This is a genomic window from Streptomyces sp. NPDC001137 (assembly GCF_040298885.1).
Lineage (GTDB): Bacteria > Actinomycetota > Actinomycetes > Streptomycetales > Streptomycetaceae > Streptomyces.
Window position 1 is genome coordinate 195,515 of the sequence record NZ_JBEPBA010000014.1, and the last position, 17,088, is coordinate 212,602.

15 protein-coding genes are annotated in these 17,088 nt (G+C 69.0%); 11 read left to right on the forward strand and 4 right to left on the reverse strand.

From position 1 onward, the window contains the following. The first annotated feature begins 91 nt into the window (after window positions 1-91). From ABT254_RS27050 to ABT254_RS27070, 5 genes are all read left to right on the forward strand, one after another. On the forward strand, window positions 92-925 hold the full coding sequence (locus ABT254_RS27050) for a siderophore-interacting protein (RefSeq protein WP_351475131.1): 834 nt from the start codon (window positions 92-94) through the stop codon (window positions 923-925). 115 nt (window positions 926-1,040) lie between these two features. Next, the gene (gene desA / locus ABT254_RS27055; protein ID WP_351475134.1) at window positions 1,041-2,483 is read left to right on the forward strand and encodes a lysine decarboxylase DesA; all 1,443 of its coding nucleotides are present in this window, start codon (window positions 1,041-1,043) and stop codon (window positions 2,481-2,483) included. After that, complete coding sequence (locus ABT254_RS27060; protein ID WP_351475137.1) at window positions 2,467-3,750, forward strand: lysine N(6)-hydroxylase/L-ornithine N(5)-oxygenase family protein; 1,284 nt, start codon at window positions 2,467-2,469, stop codon at window positions 3,748-3,750. The genes desA and ABT254_RS27060 overlap by 17 nt, the downstream gene beginning before the upstream one ends. Further along, window positions 3,747-4,289: a GNAT family N-acetyltransferase gene (locus ABT254_RS27065; protein ID WP_351475140.1), complete on the forward strand. Its 543-nt coding sequence runs from the start codon at window positions 3,747-3,749 to the stop codon at window positions 4,287-4,289. Before ABT254_RS27060 ends, ABT254_RS27065 begins: the two co-directional genes overlap by 4 nt. Beyond that, window positions 4,286-6,055 carry an IucA/IucC family protein gene (locus ABT254_RS27070; protein WP_351475143.1) on the forward strand — a complete coding sequence of 590 codons (1,770 nt, stop codon included), beginning with the start codon at window positions 4,286-4,288 and terminating at the stop codon, window positions 6,053-6,055. Before ABT254_RS27065 ends, ABT254_RS27070 begins: the two co-directional genes overlap by 4 nt. A 131-nt stretch (window positions 6,056-6,186) precedes the next feature. Here ABT254_RS27070 and ABT254_RS27075 read toward each other — a convergent pair whose 3' ends face one another. Then, window positions 6,187-7,773 carry a beta-N-acetylhexosaminidase gene (locus ABT254_RS27075; protein ID WP_351475146.1) on the reverse strand — a complete coding sequence of 529 codons (1,587 nt, stop codon included), beginning with the start codon at window positions 7,771-7,773 and terminating at the stop codon, window positions 6,187-6,189. Window positions 7,774-7,833: 60 nt separating this feature from the next. Here ABT254_RS27075 and ABT254_RS27080 point away from each other — a divergent pair, with 60 nt between their 5' ends. Further along, a complete protein-coding gene (locus ABT254_RS27080) occupies window positions 7,834-8,697 on the forward strand; it encodes a DUF4429 domain-containing protein (protein WP_351475149.1) in 864 nt (287 codons plus the stop codon). A 51-nt stretch (window positions 8,698-8,748) separates the two neighbouring features. Here the strand turns inward: ABT254_RS27080 and ABT254_RS27085 are convergent, their stop codons facing one another. Further along, window positions 8,749-10,314 carry a purple acid phosphatase family protein gene (locus ABT254_RS27085; RefSeq protein ID WP_351475265.1) on the reverse strand — a complete coding sequence of 522 codons (1,566 nt, stop codon included), beginning with the start codon at window positions 10,312-10,314 and terminating at the stop codon, window positions 8,749-8,751. A gap of 176 nt (window positions 10,315-10,490) precedes the next feature. On the opposite strand from ABT254_RS27085, the gene ABT254_RS27090 reads away from it, so the two are divergent. Both ABT254_RS27090 and glmS read left to right on the forward strand, forming a co-directional pair. Continuing rightward, on the forward strand, window positions 10,491-10,748 hold the full coding sequence (locus tag ABT254_RS27090) for a hypothetical protein (protein ID WP_115908018.1): 258 nt from the start codon (window positions 10,491-10,493) through the stop codon (window positions 10,746-10,748). Window positions 10,749-10,760: 12 nt separating this feature from the next. After that, on the forward strand, window positions 10,761-12,578 hold the full coding sequence (gene glmS, locus ABT254_RS27095; protein WP_351475152.1) for a glutamine--fructose-6-phosphate transaminase (isomerizing): 1,818 nt from the start codon (window positions 10,761-10,763) through the stop codon (window positions 12,576-12,578). A gap of 174 nt (window positions 12,579-12,752) precedes the next feature. Here glmS and ABT254_RS27100 read toward each other — a convergent pair whose 3' ends face one another. Then, window positions 12,753-13,319 (reverse strand): GPR1/FUN34/YaaH family transporter, encoded by a 567-nt coding sequence (locus tag ABT254_RS27100; RefSeq protein ID WP_123965337.1) that lies wholly within the window; start codon window positions 13,317-13,319, stop codon window positions 12,753-12,755. A 150-nt stretch (window positions 13,320-13,469) separates the two neighbouring features. Beyond that, window positions 13,470-13,997, reverse strand: a complete 528-nt coding sequence (locus tag ABT254_RS27105; protein WP_115908015.1) for a universal stress protein — start codon at window positions 13,995-13,997, stop codon at window positions 13,470-13,472. A gap of 333 nt (window positions 13,998-14,330) precedes the next feature. On the opposite strand from ABT254_RS27105, the gene ABT254_RS27110 reads away from it, so the two are divergent. The 3 genes from ABT254_RS27110 to orn all read left to right on the forward strand — a co-directional run bounded on the left by ABT254_RS27110 (window position 14,331) and on the right by orn (window position 16,988). After that, a complete protein-coding gene (locus ABT254_RS27110; RefSeq protein WP_351475157.1) occupies window positions 14,331-14,663 on the forward strand; it encodes a hypothetical protein in 333 nt (110 codons plus the stop codon). 377 nt (window positions 14,664-15,040) lie between these two features. Further along, a complete protein-coding gene (locus tag ABT254_RS27115) occupies window positions 15,041-16,276 on the forward strand; it encodes a helix-turn-helix domain-containing protein (protein ID WP_351475160.1) in 1,236 nt (411 codons plus the stop codon). 109 nt (window positions 16,277-16,385) lie between these two features. Continuing rightward, entirely contained in the window at window positions 16,386-16,988 is a 603-nt protein-coding gene (gene orn, locus ABT254_RS27120; protein WP_115908012.1) for an oligoribonuclease, read from the forward strand. Window positions 16,989-17,088: the final 100 nt, after the last annotated feature.

The window sequence follows — 17,088 nt, forward strand, 5'->3', positions numbered from 1 at the left end:
GCGGCGGAGCCGCATATCGATGCAGCCCCGCGCCCCTCAAGCCTGGTGCCCCTGCCCCCACTTACCACCTGACGGCAACTCAGGAGCCCATATGACCACCGCCATAGCCGCCCCGTTCCGTTTCTTCTCCCTCCAGGTCTTGCGGACGAGGCGGCTCGGGCCGTCTCTGGTGCGGGTCACCTTCGGTGGGGACGACCTGCAGGCATTTCGTTCCGACGGACAGGACCAGTCCCTGTCCCTCTTCCTGCCGCACCCCGGCCAGAGCGAGCCCGCCGTACCGTACGAACTCGGGGACGGGTGGTGGCAGGCCTGGCGTGAACTGCCGGACGACGTACGGGCGGTGATGCGGTCGTACACATTGCGGAGCCTGCGCCGCGACCCCGACGAGATCGACATCGACTTCGTGCTGCACACCCCCGCCGGCCCCGCCTCGCGGTGGGCCGCGAAGGCCGCCGCCGGTGATCGTGTCGTGCTGCTCGGGCCGGCGGTCGCGGACAATCGTGCGATCCGCTTCCGGCCGCCCTCGGACACCGATCTGATGCTGATCTGGGGGGACGAGACCGCCCTTCCGGCCGTGTCGGCGATCCTCGAGTCACTGCCGGCCGGGGCCCGCGCCCGGGTCTGGCTGGAGGTGCACGACGCCGGGGACATCCAGGACCTGGTGACCGCGGCCGACGCCGAGATCACCTGGCTGGTCCGGGACGCAGGCGCCGTCGAGGGGTCCCCCATGGCCCTCGACGCCCTGCGTACCGACCGACTGCCGCCCGCCGAGCATCCGTACGCCTGGATCGCGGGCGAGAGCGGAAGCGTGAAGCAACTGCGGCGGCACCTCGTCGGGGAGTGCGGCATCGACCGTCGGCGGGTCACCTTCGTCGGCTACTGGCGACAGGGCCTGAGCGAGGAGCAGTTGCGCGAACAGGAGTGACGGCGGTCACGGGAGGGGCAGGATCAACCCCAAATAAGTTAGGTTAGGCTTACCTAAGTTAATCGGGCCACCCTCGCTTCCGCCCGCACGGACTGTCCCCACCGGAGGACCCCCAATGCGCTCGCACCTGCTCAATGACCTGACCGCGGAGCACTACCGCCGCTCCGTGACCGAAGGAGTCGAGCGGGTGGCGGCCAAACTCGCCACCACCGACCGTCCGTTCACCGGTGTCACCGTCGACACCCTCGCTCCCCGGATCGACGCCATCGACCTCGACCGGCCACTCGGCGACACCGGCGCGGTCCTGGACGAGCTGGAGGACGTCTACCTCCGCGACGCGGTCTACTTCCACCACCCCCGCTACCTCGCCCACCTCAACTGCCCGGTCGTCATCCCGGCGGTACTCGGCGAGGCCGTCCTGTCCGCCGTCAACTCCTCCCTGGACACCTGGGACCAGTCGGCCGGCGGCACCCTGATCGAGCGCAAGCTCATCGACTGGACCACCGCCCGTATCGGTCTCGGCCCCGCCGCGGACGGTGTGTTCACCTCCGGCGGCAGCCAGTCCAATCTGCAGGCGCTGCTGCTGGCGAGGGAGGAGTCCAAGACCGACTCCCTCGCCAGACTGCGTGTCTTCGCCTCCGAGGTCAGTCACTTCAGCGTGAAGAAGTCCGCGAAACTGCTGGGCCTCGGGCAGGAGGCGGTGGTCTCCATCCCCGTCGGCCACGACAAGCGCATGCAGACCGTCGCCCTCGCCCGTGAGCTGGAGCGCTGCCGGAAGGACGGCCTGGTCCCCATGGCCGTCGTCGCCACCGCGGGCACCACCGACTTCGGCTCCATCGACCCGCTGCCGGAGATCGCCGAGCTGTGCGCCCAGTACGGCACCTGGCTGCACGTCGACGCCGCATACGGCTGCGGGCTGCTCGCCTCCCTCAAGTACCGGGACCGTATCGAGGGCATCGAACGTGCCGACTCGGTCACCGTCGACTACCACAAGTCCTTCTTCCAGCCGGTGAGTTCGTCCGCCGTGCTGGTACGGGACGCCTCCACCCTGCGCCACGCGACCTACCACGCGGAGTACCTCAACCCGCGCCGGATGGTCACCGAGCGCATCCCCAACCAGGTCGACAAGTCCCTGCAGACCACCCGCCGCTTCGACGCCCTCAAGCTGTGGATGACGCTGCGCGTGATGGGCGCCGACGGCATCGGCGAACTCTTCGACGAGGTCTGCGACCTGGCGGCGGAAGGCTGGAAGCTGCTCGCCGCCGACCCCCGCTTCGACGTGGTCGTCCAGCCCTCCCTCTCCACCCTCGTCTTCCGCTGCATCCCGGCCACCGTCACCGACCCGGCCGAGATCGACCGCGCCAACCTGTACGCCCGCAGGGCCCTGTTCGCCTCCGGTGACGCGGTGGTCGCGGGCACCAAGGTGGGCGGCCGCCACTACCTGAAGTTCACCCTGCTCAACCCCGAGACGACGACCGACGACATCGCCGCCGTCCTGGACCTGATAGCCGGCCACGCCGAGCAGTACCTGGGAGAGTCCCTTGACCGCGCGTCCTGAAAACCCGACCGGCACATATGACTTCGTGGGGATCGGGCTCGGCCCGTTCAACCTCGGCCTGGCCTGTCTGACCGAGCCGATCGCCGAGCTCGACGGTGTCTTCCTGGAGTCGAAGCCGGACTTCGAGTGGCACGCGGGCATGTTCCTGGACGGCGCCCATCTCCAGACCCCGTTCATGTCGGACCTGGTCACCCTCGCCGACCCGACCTCGCCGTACTCCTTCCTCAACTATCTGAAGGAGAAGGGCCGGCTGTACTCGTTCTACATCCGGGAGAACTTCTACCCGCTGCGCGTCGAGTACGACGACTACTGCCGCTGGGCCGCGAACAAGCTGAGCAGCGTCCGCTTCAGCACGACGGTCACCGAGGTGACGTACGACGAAGGCTCCGGGCACTACCTCGTCCGCACCGAGGGCGGAGACCTCCACCGGGCCCGCCACCTCGTCCTCGGCACGGGCACCCCGCCGCACATCCCCGAGTCCTGCCAGGGCCTGGGCGGCGACTTCATCCACAACTCCCGCTATCTGCAGCACAAGGAGCGGTTGCAGCGCAAGGGGTCGATCACGCTGGTCGGCAGCGGCCAGTCCGCCGCCGAGATCTACTACGACCTGCTCAGCGAGATCGACGTCCACGGCTACCGGCTGAACTGGGTCACCCGCTCGCCGCGCTTCTTCCCCCTCGAATACACCAAGCTCACCCTGGAGATGACCTCCCCGGAGTACATCGACTACTACCGGGAGCTGCCGGAGGCCACCCGCTACCGGCTCACGGCCGAGCAGAAGGGCCTGTTCAAGGGCATCGACGGCGACCTGATCAACGAGATCTTCGACCTGCTCTACCGGAAGAACCTCGGCGGCCCCGTGCCCACCCGTCTGCTCACCAACTCCTCGCTGACCGGCGCCCGTTACGAGAACGGCGCGTACACGCTCGCCTTCCGCCAGGAGGAGCAGGAGAAGGACTACGAGATCGAGTCCGAGGGGCTGATCCTGGCGACCGGCTACAAGTACGCCGAGCCGGAGTTCCTGAAGCCCGTACGCGACCGGCTGCTCTACGACTCGCACGGCAACTTCGACGTCGCCCGCAACTACGCCATCGACACCACCGGCCGGGGCGTCTTCCTGCAGAACGCCGGCGTGCACACCCACAGCATCACCAGCCCCGACCTGGGCATGGGCGCCTACCGCAACAGCTACATCATCCGCGAGCTGCTCGGCACCGAGTACTACCCGGTCGAGAAGACCATCGCGTTCCAGGAGTTCACCGCATGAGCCCGACGACCTTCACCTTCCGCCCCCTCGACCCGCTGTCCGACGCCGAACTCCTGCACAGCTGGGTCACCCACCCCAAGGCCGCGTTCTGGATGATGCAGGACGCCAGACTGGAGGACGTCGAGCGCGCCTACATGGAGATCGCCGCCGACGAGCACCATCACGCGCTGCTCGGACTCGGCGGGGACGGCGAACCCGCCTTCCTGATGGAGTACTACGACCCCGCCCACCGCGAACTGGTCGGCCTGTACGAGCCGCAGCCGGGCGACATCGGCATGCACTTCCTCACCCCCGCCACCGACACACCCGTGCACGGCTTCACCCGGGCCGTCATCACCGCTGTGATGGCACGCCTCTTCGAGGACCCGGCGGTACGACGCGTCGTCGTCGAGCCGGACGTCTCCAACACGGCCGTCCACGCCCTGAACGAGGCCGTCGGGTTCGTGCCCGAACGCGAGATCCAGAAGCCGGAGAAGACGGCCCTGCTGAGCTTCTGCACCCGCGAGCAGTTCTCCGCCACGACGGGGGTGCCCGCATGACCCTCGCCGACACCGTCGCCCACCTCTCCCCCGAACGCTGGGAGCAGGCCAACCGCCTCCTGGTCCGCAAGGCCCTCGCCGAGTTCGCGCACGAGCGCCTGATCACGCCGGAGCAGCAGGACGGCCGCTACGTCGTCCGCAGCGACGACGGCCTGACCCGGTACACCTTCACCGCGGTGATCCGCGCCCTCGACCACTGGCAGATCGACGCCGGCTCGATCACCCGCACCCGCGACGGCGCCGAACTCCCCCTCGCCGCCCTGGACTTCTTCATCGAGCTGAGGACGGCGCTGGGCCTGAGCGACGAGATCCTCCCCGTCTACCTGGAGGAGATCTCCTCCACCCTCTCCGGCACCTGCTACAAGCTCACCAAACCGCGGATCCCGGCCGCCGAGCTGGCCCGCTCCGGTTTCCAGGCGATAGAGACCGGTATGGCCGAGGGCCACCCCTGCTTCGTCGCCAACAACGGACGGCTCGGCTTCGGCATCCACGAGTACCTCTCGTACGCCCCCGAGACGGCGAGCCCGGTCCGTCTGGTGTGGCTGGCGGCCCACAAGTCGCGCGCCGCGTTCACGGCCGGGGTCGGGGTCGAGTACGAGGCCTTCCTGAGGGAGGAGCTGGGAAGTGTGACGCTGAACCGTTTCCGCGACACACTTTCCGAACGGGGCCTCGACCCGGACGACTACCTCCTCATCCCCGTCCACCCCTGGCAGTGGTGGAACAAGCTCACCGTCACCTTCGCCGCCGAGATCGCCCGCCGGCACCTGGTGTGCCTGGGCGAGGGCGACGACGAGTACCTGGCGCAGCAGTCCATCCGGACCTTCTTCAACAGCTCGCACCCCGAGAAGCACTATGTGAAGACCGCGCTGTCGGTCCTCAACATGGGCTTCATGCGCGGGCTGTCGGCCGCCTACATGGAGGCCACCCCCGCCATCAACGACTGGCTGGCCCAGCTCATCGAGGGCGACCCGGTGCTGAAGTCCACCGGCCTGTCGATCATCCGCGAGCGGGCCGCCGTCGGCTACCGGCACCTGGAGTACGAGAAGGCCACGGACCGCTACTCGCCGTACCGCAAGATGCTCGCGGCCCTCTGGCGCGAGAGCCCGGTCCCCGGCCTCCGGGACGGCGAGTCGCTCGCCACCATGGCCTCCCTCCTCCATGTCGACCACGAGGGCGCGTCCTTCGCGGGCGCGCTGATCGAGCAGTCGGGCCTGACGCCGACAGAGTGGCTGCGGCACTACCTGCGGGCGTACTTCACGCCCCTCCTGCACAGCTTCTACGCCTACGACCTGGTCTACATGCCGCACGGCGAGAACGTGATCCTGGTCCTGAGGGACGGGGGCGTGCAGCGGGCGATCTACAAGGACATCGCCGAGGAGATCGCGGTCATGGACCCGGACGCGGTGCTGCCGCCGGCCATCGAGCGGCTGCGCGTGGACGTCCCGGAGGACAAGAAACTCCTGTCGGTCTTCACGGACGTCTTCGACTGCTTCTTCCGCTTCCTCTCCGCGAACCTCGCCGCCGAGGGAATCCTGGAGGAGGACGACTTCTGGCGGACGGTCGCGGAGGTCACCCGCGAATACCAGGCGTCGGTGCCCGAACTCGCCGAGAAGTTCGAGCGGTACGACATGTTCGCCCCGGAGTTCGCCCTGTCCTGCCTCAACCGGCTCCAGCTGCGCAACAACCGGCAGATGGTCGACCTGACGGATCCGTCGGGCGCCCTCCAACTGGTCGGAACCCTCAAGAATCCCGTCGCGGGGCTCTGAATCAAGGCGGACGGGCACCCCCGGAGTACGGTCCTCCGGGGGTGCCCGTCGGGCTTTTAGGGGCGCGGGGCTGTATCAATTTGCGGCTCCGCCGCGTGGGCGCGACCAGCCCCCACCGGCCCGCAGGCGCATCACCGCGCGGAGGCCCATGGAACCTGCGGCGACCGGTAGTAGCCGATCCCCAGCGCATCCCACCGCGCAGCCTGCGCGGCAAGCCGCACCTTGTAGGCGTCCCAGTCGTGCGTGTCCGCCGGCGACCAGCCGAGCTCGGCCGCCCCCGCGAGCCGCGGGAACACCATGGAGTCGAGGTCGGCGTCCGTCACGATCGTCTCGGTCCACAGCGGGGCCTCGACGCCCCGGATGGCCGAACCGGGCGCTCCCGCGAGGTAGTTGCCGGGATCCCAGTCGTACGACCGCTTCACCTCCACCAGGCCGGCCCAGTCCTGCCCGAGCGGGGTGTCCTCGGTGTACTTCATGTCGAGGTAGATCCGGTCGGCGGGCGAGAGGATCAGCCCGGTCCCGTTCTGCGCGGCCTTCACGACCTGCGCCTTCTCCGCCGCGTCGGTGTCGTCCAGACCCCAGTACTGGGCCAGGGCCCCCTTCGCCGGGTGCGCGCCGGTGATCTGGTGCCAGGCGATCACCGTCTTGCCGTACTCGGCGACGACCGGCTGCACCCGGTCCATGAACTTCACATAGTCCTCGTGGCTGGTGGAGTGCGCCTCGTCGCCACCGATGTGGAGATAGCGGCCGGGCGTGATCGCGGCCAGCTCACGGATGACGTCGTCCACGAAGTCGTACGTGACGTCCTTGCCGACGCACAGGGAGCTGAAGCCGACTTCGGTGCCGGTGTACAGCGGGGGTGCCGTGCCGTTGCAGTTCAGTTGGGCGTACGAGGCGAGGGCCGCGTTGGTGTGGCCGGGCATGTCGATCTCGGGGACGACCTCCAGATAGCGGGAGGCGGCGTACCGGACGATCTCCTGGTAGTCGGCCTTGGTGTAGTAGCCCCCCTCGCCGCCGCCCACCTCCGTGGAGCCGCCGTAGGTCGCGAGCCGCGGCCAGGAGTCGACGGCGATGCGCCAGCCCTGGTCGTCGCTGAGGTGCAGATGCAGTTTGTTGATCTTGTACAGCGCCAACTCGTCCACGTAGCGCTTGACCTGGGCCACGGTGAAGAAGTGCCGGGAGACGTCGAGCATGGCGCCGCGGTAGGCGTAGCGCGGGCTGTCCTTGATCGTGCCGCCGGCCACCAGCCAGGGGCCCGGCTGCACGGAGTCCTTCTCGACCGCCGCCGGGAGCAGCTGGCGCAGGGTCTGGACGCCATGGAAGAGGCCGGCGGGCTCGGTGGCGGTGATGGTGATGCCGCCCTCTGAGCTGTCCAGGCGGTAGCCCTCCGCCCCGGGCCCGCCCTTCGTCTTCTGCTCCAGCCGCAGTCGGATGCCGCCGTGGCCCCGGTGGACCAGGGGCAGCCGGTAGCCGGTCGACGGGCGCAGGATGTCCGCGAGGTACTCGCCGATCCGGCGCACCCGCGGGGAGTCGTCGATGCGGATGGCGGTGGCGCCGGTGATGCGGTAGGGGGAGCCCCAGGCCTTGACGGACGCGGGCGCCGGAACCACCCGGCCGAGCGGGGTCGGGCTCGCTTTCGTCAGCATGGTCGCTCCTGACGTGAAAGTGCCGGCGGCCGCGACGAGCAGCAGCGACACCAGAACGCGGTGCAGTCTCACATGCGCTCCCTCCGATTGGTAGAGACCACTCTCCCGCAGATCCGATGAAACAATCCCCCCATGGCGGAAATCATCCAGAGGGACGGCACGTGGGTCTTCGACGGCGATGCCCTTCGACTGACGCCCGGGCGGGACAGAAACGTCAGCCTGCTCCGCCGCACGCTGGGTGAACTCGTCGTCCCGCTGGGCGCGTTGGCGGGGATCTCCTTCGAGCAGGGCAAGAAGTCGGGACGGCTGAGGCTGCGACTGCGCGACGGCGCCGACCCGCTCCTGCACGCCTCCGGAGGCCGCCTCACCGAGCCCAACGACCCCTATCAACTGCTGGTCGAGTCCGACCGCTACGGCGTCGCCGAGTACTTCACGGACGAGGTCCGAGGCGCCCTGCTCCTGGACGAGGTCGCGTCCGACCCGGTGGACGAGTACCTGCTCCCCGGCCCGTCCGTCCCGCTCTCCGTGTCCGCCGGGGACGGCACCGCCGGCTTCGACGGTGAGCACATCCGCCTGGAGTGGAACTGGAAGACGGAGGACGCCAAGGCCGCCGCGGGCGCCCGTACTCTGGCCGTCACCGATGTCGTCGCCGTGGAGTGGCAGCCCGCGGTCGGCCTGGAGAACGGGTATCTGCGCTTCACCGTGCGGGGCGCGGCCACCAAGGCGCCGCCCAAGTACGACCCCAACTCCGTGGAGCTGTGGGGCTTCAAGAAGGACCCGCTGATGGCGCTGGTCGCGGCGGCCGTGCAGGCCCGGCTGCCGCATCCCTCGGCGGCCCCCATGGACGTAGGGCCGAAGCCGTTGGAGGAGCCGCCCCGGGACGACCACGACGCGCTGCTGCGGCGGCTGCGGGAACTGGGTGAGCTGCACCGCACGGGAGTCCTGACGGACGAGGAGTTCACGATGGCCAAACAGGCGGTCCTCAAGCGCCTGTAGCGCCGGTGAGGGCCGCCTGTGACATGTACGCCCTGCCTTCGGGGTGTACGCCTACTTGGCCTTGCGCGCCACGGTGAAGTGGTCGATGCGGTCACCGGTCTCGGCGATGCCCGACACCTTCAGCTTGGCGTAGTGGCCGCGCGGCGCGGGCTCGACGTCCACCCGCAGGAAGGAGTAGTTGAGGTAGCGCACCCGGGACCAGGCGACGGTCTCGTTGACCTTGCCGTCCTTGGTGTTGATGAACGAGGCGACGGAGTCGACCTCGTGCTCGTGCCCCTCGTAGGAGTCCGGCGCGGTGAACGCGTACAGGCTGCGGCCCGCGGCGCCCGCCGTCACGTACACGACACCCTCGGTCTCGGGGTAGGCGGTCTCGCCGATCGGCAGCTTCTTGGCGACCTTGTCGCCCTTGATGACGTCGGTGCGCTCGTACTGGTGGTTGTGGCCGTTGATGACCAGGTCCACCGTGTACTTCTCGAACAACGGCACCCACTCCTGGCGCACGCCCCCCTCCGAGGCGTGCGCGGTGGAGGTGCAGTAGGCGCAGTGGTGGAAGAACACGACGATGAAGTCGATGTCCTTCGACGCCCGGAACTTCTTCAGCTGCGCCTCGAACCACTTGGTCTGGGTGCCGCCGGAGATGCCGAGGTTGGCGGGGATCTCGTACGACACGTCGTTCGGGTCGAGCGAGATGATCGCGGTGTTGCCGTGGACGAAGGAGTAGACCCCCGGCAGGTTCGCCTTGTCCGGCCCGTTGTCGGGGAGGGTGAAGCGGGCCTCCTCGCCGCCGTAGCCGTTGGGCGAGTACCAGGCCTCCATGTCGTGGTTGCCGTAACTCACCATCCACGGCACGGACTTGGCGACCGACTCGGTCTGGTACAGGAACTGGTCCCACACCCGTGAGTCGAAGCCGGTGTCTGCGGTCTTGCCCGCGCCGGCCGGGTCGGCGTAGGCGATGTCGCCGGCGTGCAGGTGGAAGGACGGGTTCTGGCCGAGGATCAGGCTGTCGTTGGCCAGACCGTGGTAGCTGACGCCCTGGTCGCCGAAGGCCGTGAAGGTGAACCGCTCCTTGCGGGAGGGCGCGGTGGTGAAGGTGCCCAGGGTGCCGAGCAGGTGCGGCTCGGCGGGGTCGAAGCCCTGGTGGCCGACGCCGTAGTAGTACGTCTTGCCCGGGCGCAGGTGGGTGAGCTTGGCGTGGATGTAGTACTGCGTGTGGTCGCCGCTGGCGCCGACACCGGCCGGGGTGTAGAGGCTGCGGACCTCGGCCTCGATCTTGCGGGAGAGGTCCCAGGGGTGGGCGCCGATGCGGATGAAGGGCTTCTTCACCGCGACCGGCACCTGCCAGGAGACGGTCATCTCGGTCCTGGCGTCGTTGCCGTAGGCGAGGTGGCGGCCGAACGGCGCGACGAGCGAGCCGTCGACCGTCTCTGTGGCGGGGGCGGTCCGCTGCGTGGGTACGGCGGCCTGGGCCACCGCACCCGGCACGAACGCGCCACCGGCGACGGCGCCGATCGTCACGGCGCCGCCTCTCATCAGGTTGCGCCGTGAGAATCTGGCGCGCAGGTACTCGTGCTGCTCGGCCATGCTCATGCGCTCGGCCAGCTGCTCCGGTACTCCCATACGAGGTATGTCCATGGCGTCTGAAACTCGTCCACATGAGCGACGGGGCACAAGACTCAGGATGGACAGTCCGCAAACAGAGATTCATAAGAACACCAAAGAGCCGCATCAGCAGGCCTGCCCGATATCGGGCAGGATTCTTGCGAAACGGCCTTCGGTACCTCAGGATCTACCGGGTGCACGAGGAACTTGTCGATCATCTGACGCGGTCCACGCCCCTCAGCAGGGGCGAGGCGCTGCGGGTGATCCAGGACGTGCTCGCCTACTTCGACGAGACGACCGAGGAGTACGTCCGTCGCCGCCACCGCGAGCTCCAGGCCCAGGGCCTGGTGAACGCGGAGATCTTCGAACGGATCGAGGCGGACCTGAAATACCGGGCGGTCGCGCCGCCGGAGCTTACGCTCAGGCAGTTGCGCCGCATCGTCTACGGCTAGGACTACGTATATATGTGCGGAATCGTCGGATACATCGGGAAGCGTGATGTGGCCCCCCTCCTGCTGGAGGGCCTGCAGCGCCTCGAATACCGCGGCTACGACTCGGCCGGCATCGTCGTGACGTCCCCCAAGACGGCCGGCCTGAAGCTGGTCAAGGCCAAGGGGCGGGTCCGCGACCTGGAGGCCAAGGTCCCGGCCCGCTTCAAGGGCACGACCGGCATCGCCCACACCCGCTGGGCCACCCACGGCGCCCCCTCCGACGTGAACGCGCACCCGCACCTGGACGCCGAGGGCAAGGTCGCCGTCGTCCACAACGGCATCATCGACAACGCCTCCGACCTGCGCCGCAAGCTGGAGGCCGACGGCGTCGAGTTCCTCTCCGAGACGGACACCGAGGTCCTCGTCCACCTCATCGCCCGCTCCCAGGCCGAGACGCTGGAGGAGAAGGTCCGCGAGACCCTCCGGGTCATCGAGGGCACCTACGGCATCGCGGTGATGCACGCCGACTTCCCGGACCGGATCGTGGTGGCCCGAAACGGCTCCCCGGTGGTCCTCGGCATCGGCGAGAAGGAGATGTTCGTCGCCTCGGACATCGCCGCCCTGGTCGCCCACACGCGGCAGATAGTGACTCTCGGCGACGGCGAGATGGCCACCCTCAAGGCCGACGACTTCCGCACGTACACCACGGAGGGCACCCGCACCACGGCGGAGCCCACCACCGTGGAGTGGGAGGCCGCCTCCTACGACATGGGCGGCCACGACACCTACATGCACAAGGAGGTCCACGAGCAGGCCGACGCCGTGGACCGCGTGCTGCGCGGCCGCATCGACGACCGCTTCTCCACCGTCCACCTCGGCGGCCTCAACCTGGACGCCCGTGAGGCCCGCCAGATCCGCCGGGTGAAGATCCTCGGCTGCGGCACCTCGTACCACGCGGGCATGATCGGCGCCCAGATGATCGAGGAGCTGGCCCGTATCCCCGCGGACGCCGAGCCGGCCTCCGAGTTCCGCTACCGCAACGCGGTCGTGGACCCCGACACCCTCTACGTGGCCGTCTCCCAGTCGGGTGAGACCTACGACGTGCTCGCGGCCGTCCAGGAGCTGAAGCGCAAGGGCGCCCGGGTCTTCGGCATCGTGAACGTGGTGGGCTCGGCGATCGCCCGCGAGGCGGACGCGGGTATCTACGTCCACGCGGGCCCCGAGGTCTGCGTGGTCTCGACCAAGTGCTTCACCAACACCACGGTCGCCTTCGCCCTGCTCGCCCTGCACCTGGGCCGCACCCGCGACCTCTCGGTCCGCGACGGCAAGCGGATCATCGAGGGCCTGCGCAAGCTGCCCGCCCAGATCACCGAGATCCTGGCGCAGGAGGAGGAGATCAAGAAGCTGGCCGAGCAGTACGCCGACGCCCGCTCGATGCTCTTCATCGGCCGCGTCCGGGGCTACCCGGTGGCCCGCGAGGCCTCCCTCAAGCTCAAGGAGGTCTCGTACATCCACGCCGAGGCCTACCCGGCCTCCGAGCTCAAGCACGGCCCCCTGGCCCTCATCGAGCCGGCCCTCCCCACGGTCGCGATCGTCCCCGACGACGACCTCCTGGAGAAGAACCGCGCCGCCATGGAGGAGATCAAGGCCCGCAGCGGCCGCATCCTCGCGGTGGCCCACCAGCACGAGGAGAAGGCCGACGAGACGATCGTCGTCCCGAAGAACGAGGACGAACTCGACCCCATCCTGATGGGCATCCCCCTCCAACTCCTCGCCTACCACACGGCTTTGGCCCTGGGCCGCGACATCGACAAGCCCAGGAACCTCGCCAAGTCGGTGACGGTCGAGTAGGAAGTCCCTGCGACGGCCGAAGCGATAATTGAGTAACCCCTACGGCGAGCAACCACGTCCGCGAGAGCGGCGCCGGTTTAGGCGCAAAAAGGGGAACGGACCCCCACGTGATGCCACCAATCACGGGGGGTCCGCTCCATTCGCCGGGGGCCGCCCAACCCCCGGCCTGCGCAGCTAGCCGGTGGCCGTCACGCCCCGACCGGCAGCACGCCGAGGAAGCACCGTCGGCCAGTGAGCCAACGCCGCCGTAGCCGCATACCAGGCAACCGCCCCGGCGGCCACGGCGAACCAGCCGCCCACCTTCGCGAGCGACCCGCTGGTCGCGAACTGCGCGATGGCGAGAAGCACCAGGGAGACGAAGAACAACCCGTAGGTGCCCTGCGTGAGTTGGTCCCCGCCCGCGAGGGTCAACGTCAGGGCCACGAGGGCGAACAGGGCCAGGAACAGCCCCGCCGCGTTGGCGGACATCGAGTTGCCGGCCGTCACGGCCCAGGTGAACCACAGCGCGCCGAGCGCCGAGTACGCCGTACCGTTGACGGAGTCACCGTCGCGGAAGGCGAGGAGTCCGGCGACGAAGAGCGCAACGCCGCCTACGTAGTGGGCCAGTGATACGGCGTCAGCGGCCGACACGCCATTGATCACGTCGGTGTATCCGAGTCCGAACGCCAACAGGGTGATACCCAGGGCGAGTCGGCCGACCACGGTAGTGGTTCCGCTTCCCGCGGAGACGTCGTTGTCCACGGCGGGCTCCCTTCATGCATGTGCAGTTGTGCGGTGACCGATATATGCCCTTCACAAAGGCACAAACACCTCTACGCGCGAGTAGCTTTGCGCGCTGCACAAAGGGATCAGTCCGTTCCCGGATCGCATCTCACCTGGGAGAACGAGGAGTTACGGAATGACAACGACGGGCCGCTTCGCCCGCTTGGCGAGCCGCCCCGCGACGGAGCCGAAAATCCGCCCCACGATGCCCTGCGTGGAGCCGACGACGATCGCGTCCGCCTCGTACTCCCGCCCCACCTCTTCGAGTTCGTGGCAGATGTCGCCGCCGCGCTCGACCAGGATCCAGGGCACCTCGGCCAGATAGTCCGCACAGGCGAGCTCGAGCCCCAGCACCTCGGTGCGGTGGTCCGGCACGTCGACGAAGACCGGCGGCTCACAGCCGGCCCACACCGTGGTGGGCAGTCGGTTGGCGACGTGCACGATGATCAGGCCCGATCCGGAACGGTGGGCCATGCCGATCGCATAGGCGAGGGCGCGCTCGCTGGACGTGGAACCGTCGAAGCCGACGACCACGCCGTGCTTGAAGGCTGGATCGCAGGAATGGCGTGGCTCTTCCGCCGCCTGGGGCTCGGCCGCCGTGGGATCGGCGACGGGGCGCTTGCGGTCCGCGGGTTCGAAGAATTCGTGACCGGCCATGGCTGTCTCGGCGTTTTGATCCTTTATCGGAGGGCCCGCGAGCGGAGCTCACTGATGGATGCGGTCGTGTGCGGCGGAGCTGTGTCCGGGAATCATCTTCCCAACCCCATACCCCCAAGGGTACGGCGGCACGCCTCCTTAGCCCAGATCCCGCCCACGGTGCGTGGGGGTTCCAGGGAGCATGCACGAGGTGCGCCCGTAACGCAATGGTTGCTGCCCTGTACAGGCGGTTTGCACAGGGTTCACTTGTCCGGGGGCCGGTGGCGGCGGCGCACAGTGACCGCCCGGTCGAACACGCGTTGAACACCGAGACCCAGGCACCAGGGAGCACGCATGTCCGGACCGCACCCCACCCCCGAGACTCCCCGCGCGACCGCCCCGCCCCAGGACACCGTGACCGATGTCGTCCGCTGGGCGGCGTTCAGCTGTGTCCTCGTCCCGGTGGTCCTTCTCTGGTACGGCACCTCGCTGGCCGGCGCCGCGGGCACGGCGTTCGGCCTCGCCGCCGTCACCGCGGTGTGCCGGCTGCTGCTGCGCCAGTCCGAGCGCGTGGCGGCCCGCCCGCGGAGCGAGGAATCACCCTCCCGTCGGGGCCGCCATCACAGGAGCGGCACGGGTGCTCACAGAGGGAGGCGTCACACTGGGGGAAGTACACCGGTCGGCTGACCGGTTTCCGCGCACGCGTCCGACGCTTTTCAGCCAACTTCTTGACCCGGTGCATCCCTTGTCCCGACCACCCCCCAACCCCCGTTCCACCTGCAGAGAAAGGGGTGCGGGGGCCCGGCGTACCCTACGTGGATTGGCCACTGCGACAAGGCGCACTTCCCTGCACGGCCCACGAGTGCAACGCTTCGTGATCGAATGCTTCACGCCAAGTTGCCATGTCGACATTGTGCCGGTTGCCGAACTGGTCACACCGGCACCGCGCGACACAGTAGATTCGATCTTGACGTCTTACGGCGGGGGACTCGTGCAGGACCGAGGGGAAACGTGCAGGAGCGACACAACCGAGGAGCCGCGACCACCGAGGGGGGCTTAGCAGTATGAGCCACGACTCCACTGCCGCGCCGGAAGCCGCGGCCCGGAAACTTTCCGGGCGACGCCGCAAGGAGATCGTCGCGGTGCTGCTGTTCAGCGGCGGCCCCATCTTCGAGAGTTCCATACCGCTGTCGGTGTTCGGGATCGACCGCCAGGACGCCGGCGTGCCGCGCTACCGACTGCTGGTGTGCGGCGGCGAGGAAGGCCCACTGCGGACCACGGGGGGCCTGGAACTCACCGCGCCACATGGCCTGGAGGCGATATCGCGCGCCGGCACGGTCGTCGTGCCGGCCTGGCGCTCGATCACGTCTCCGCCGCCGGAGGAGGCGCTCGACGCACTGCGCCGGGCGCACGAGGAGGGCGCCCGCATCGTCGGGCTGTGCACCGGCGCCTTCGTGCTGGCGGCGGCGGGCCTGCTGGACGGCCGCCCCGCGACGACACACTGGATGTACGCACCGACGCTGGCCAAGCGCTACCCGTCGGTGCACGTCGATCCGAGAGAGCTCTTCGTCGACGACGGCGATGTGCTGACCTCCGCCGGTACGGCGGCCGGAATCGACCTCTGTCTCCACATCGTGCGGACGGACCACGGCAACGAGGCGGCGGGCGCACTGGCCCGGCGTCTGGTCGTGCCGCCGCGCCGGTCGGGCGGTCAGGAGCGCTACCTCGATCGGTCTTTACCGGAGGAGATCGGCGCCGACCCGCTCGCGGAGGTCGTCGCCTGGGCGCTGGAGCACCTTCACGAGCAGTTCGACGTGGAGACCCTCGCCGCGCGTGCGTACATGAGCCGGCGCACCTTCGACCGCCGGTTCCGCTCGCTCACCGGCAGCGCCCCGCTGCAGTGGCTGATCACCCAGCGGGTGCTGCAGGCGCAGCGCCTCCTTGAGACGTCGGACTACTCGGTGGACGAGGTCGCGGGCCGCTGCGGCTTCCGTTCGCCGGTGGCCCTGCGCGGTCACTTCCGCCGTCAGCTGGGCTCGTCCCCGGCGGCCTACCGTGCCGCGTACCGCGCTCGCCGTCCACAGGGCGACAAGCCCGCCGACGTGGAAGGTGCGAGCGGGGCGCCGGGACCTGCGCCCCTGCTGCATCCGGAGGGGCCGGTTCCGCTGCAGAGCCGGCGCGCCGCGGCGAGTGCCCTCGGCTCGGGTCCGTCGCTTTCCGCCGCGACCGCGGCGGAGAACGGCCGCGAGGCCTATGTGACGAGCCGGGCGAGCCTGCCCGGGCAGCGCAGCGGTACATGACGGCGAGGAGGGGGCGGGTGACCGAGGCCACCCGCCCCCTCCCCCCGCACCCCTGCTCCTCGAACACCAGAGGGGCGGATTTTGCGGGCGCCAGCCTTAGGGTGGTCGCATGAACGATCGCATGGTGTGGATCGACTGCGAGATGACCGGCCTCTCGCTGTCCGACGACGCTCTCATCGAGGTGGCCGCCCTCGTCACCGACTCCGAGTTGAACATCCTCGGCGAGGGGGTCGACATCGTCATCCGTCCGCCGTCCAAGGCACTGGAGACGATGCCGGAGGTGGTGCGTCAGATGCACACCGCGTCCGGGCTGCTGGACGAACTCGCCGGCGGCACGACGGTGGCCGACGCGGAGGAACAGGTCCTCGCCTACGTCCGCGAGCACGTGAAGGAACCCGGCAAGGCCCCGCTGTGCGGCAACTCGGTCGGCACCGACCGCGGCTTCCTGCTCCGCGACATGCCGACGCTCGAGGACTATCTCCACTACCGGATCGTCGACGTGTCGAGCGTCAAGGAGCTCGCCCGGCGCTGGTACCCGCGGGCCTACTTCAACAGCCCCGAGAAGAACGGCAACCACCGCGCCCTCGCCGACATCCGCGAGTCCATCGCGGAACTGCGCTACTACCGCGAGGCGATCTTCGTGCCGCAGCCCGGCCCCGACTCCGACACCGCCAGGTCCATCGCCGCCAAGCACGTCCTGCCTGCGGAGTAACGCCCCCGAGAGGGCGCGGCAAAAGGCGTGCGCGAGCACCCCTTCGGACCCTGTACACTTTTTCTCGGCCGGTCGGAAAACCACGAAGTAAACCGCCGGT

Bases quoted from the DNA above. Each gene is read 5' to 3' on its own strand.
- ABT254_RS27050 (WP_351475131.1), top strand. From the start codon at position 92: ATGACCACCGCCATAGCCGCCCCGTTCCGTTTCTTCTCCCTCCAGGTC.
- desA (WP_351475134.1), top strand. From the start codon at position 1,041: ATGCGCTCGCACCTGCTCAATGACCTGACCGCGGAGCACTACCGCCGC.
- orn (WP_115908012.1), top strand. From the start codon at position 16,386: ATGAACGATCGCATGGTGTGGATCGACTGCGAGATGACCGGCCTCTCG.
- ABT254_RS27110 (WP_351475157.1), top strand. From the start codon at position 14,331: ATGTCCGGACCGCACCCCACCCCCGAGACTCCCCGCGCGACCGCCCCG.
- ABT254_RS27115 (WP_351475160.1), top strand. From the start codon at position 15,041: ATGAGCCACGACTCCACTGCCGCGCCGGAAGCCGCGGCCCGGAAACTT.
- ABT254_RS27105 (WP_115908015.1), bottom strand. From the start codon at position 13,997: ATGGCCGGTCACGAATTCTTCGAACCCGCGGACCGCAAGCGCCCCGTC.
- ABT254_RS27070 (WP_351475143.1), top strand. From the start codon at position 4,286: ATGACCCTCGCCGACACCGTCGCCCACCTCTCCCCCGAACGCTGGGAG.
- ABT254_RS27085 (WP_351475265.1), bottom strand. From the start codon at position 10,314: ATGGGAGTACCGGAGCAGCTGGCCGAGCGCATGAGCATGGCCGAGCAG.
- glmS (WP_351475152.1), top strand. From the start codon at position 10,761: ATGTGCGGAATCGTCGGATACATCGGGAAGCGTGATGTGGCCCCCCTC.
- ABT254_RS27065 (WP_351475140.1), top strand. From the start codon at position 3,747: ATGAGCCCGACGACCTTCACCTTCCGCCCCCTCGACCCGCTGTCCGAC.
- ABT254_RS27080 (WP_351475149.1), top strand. From the start codon at position 7,834: ATGGCGGAAATCATCCAGAGGGACGGCACGTGGGTCTTCGACGGCGAT.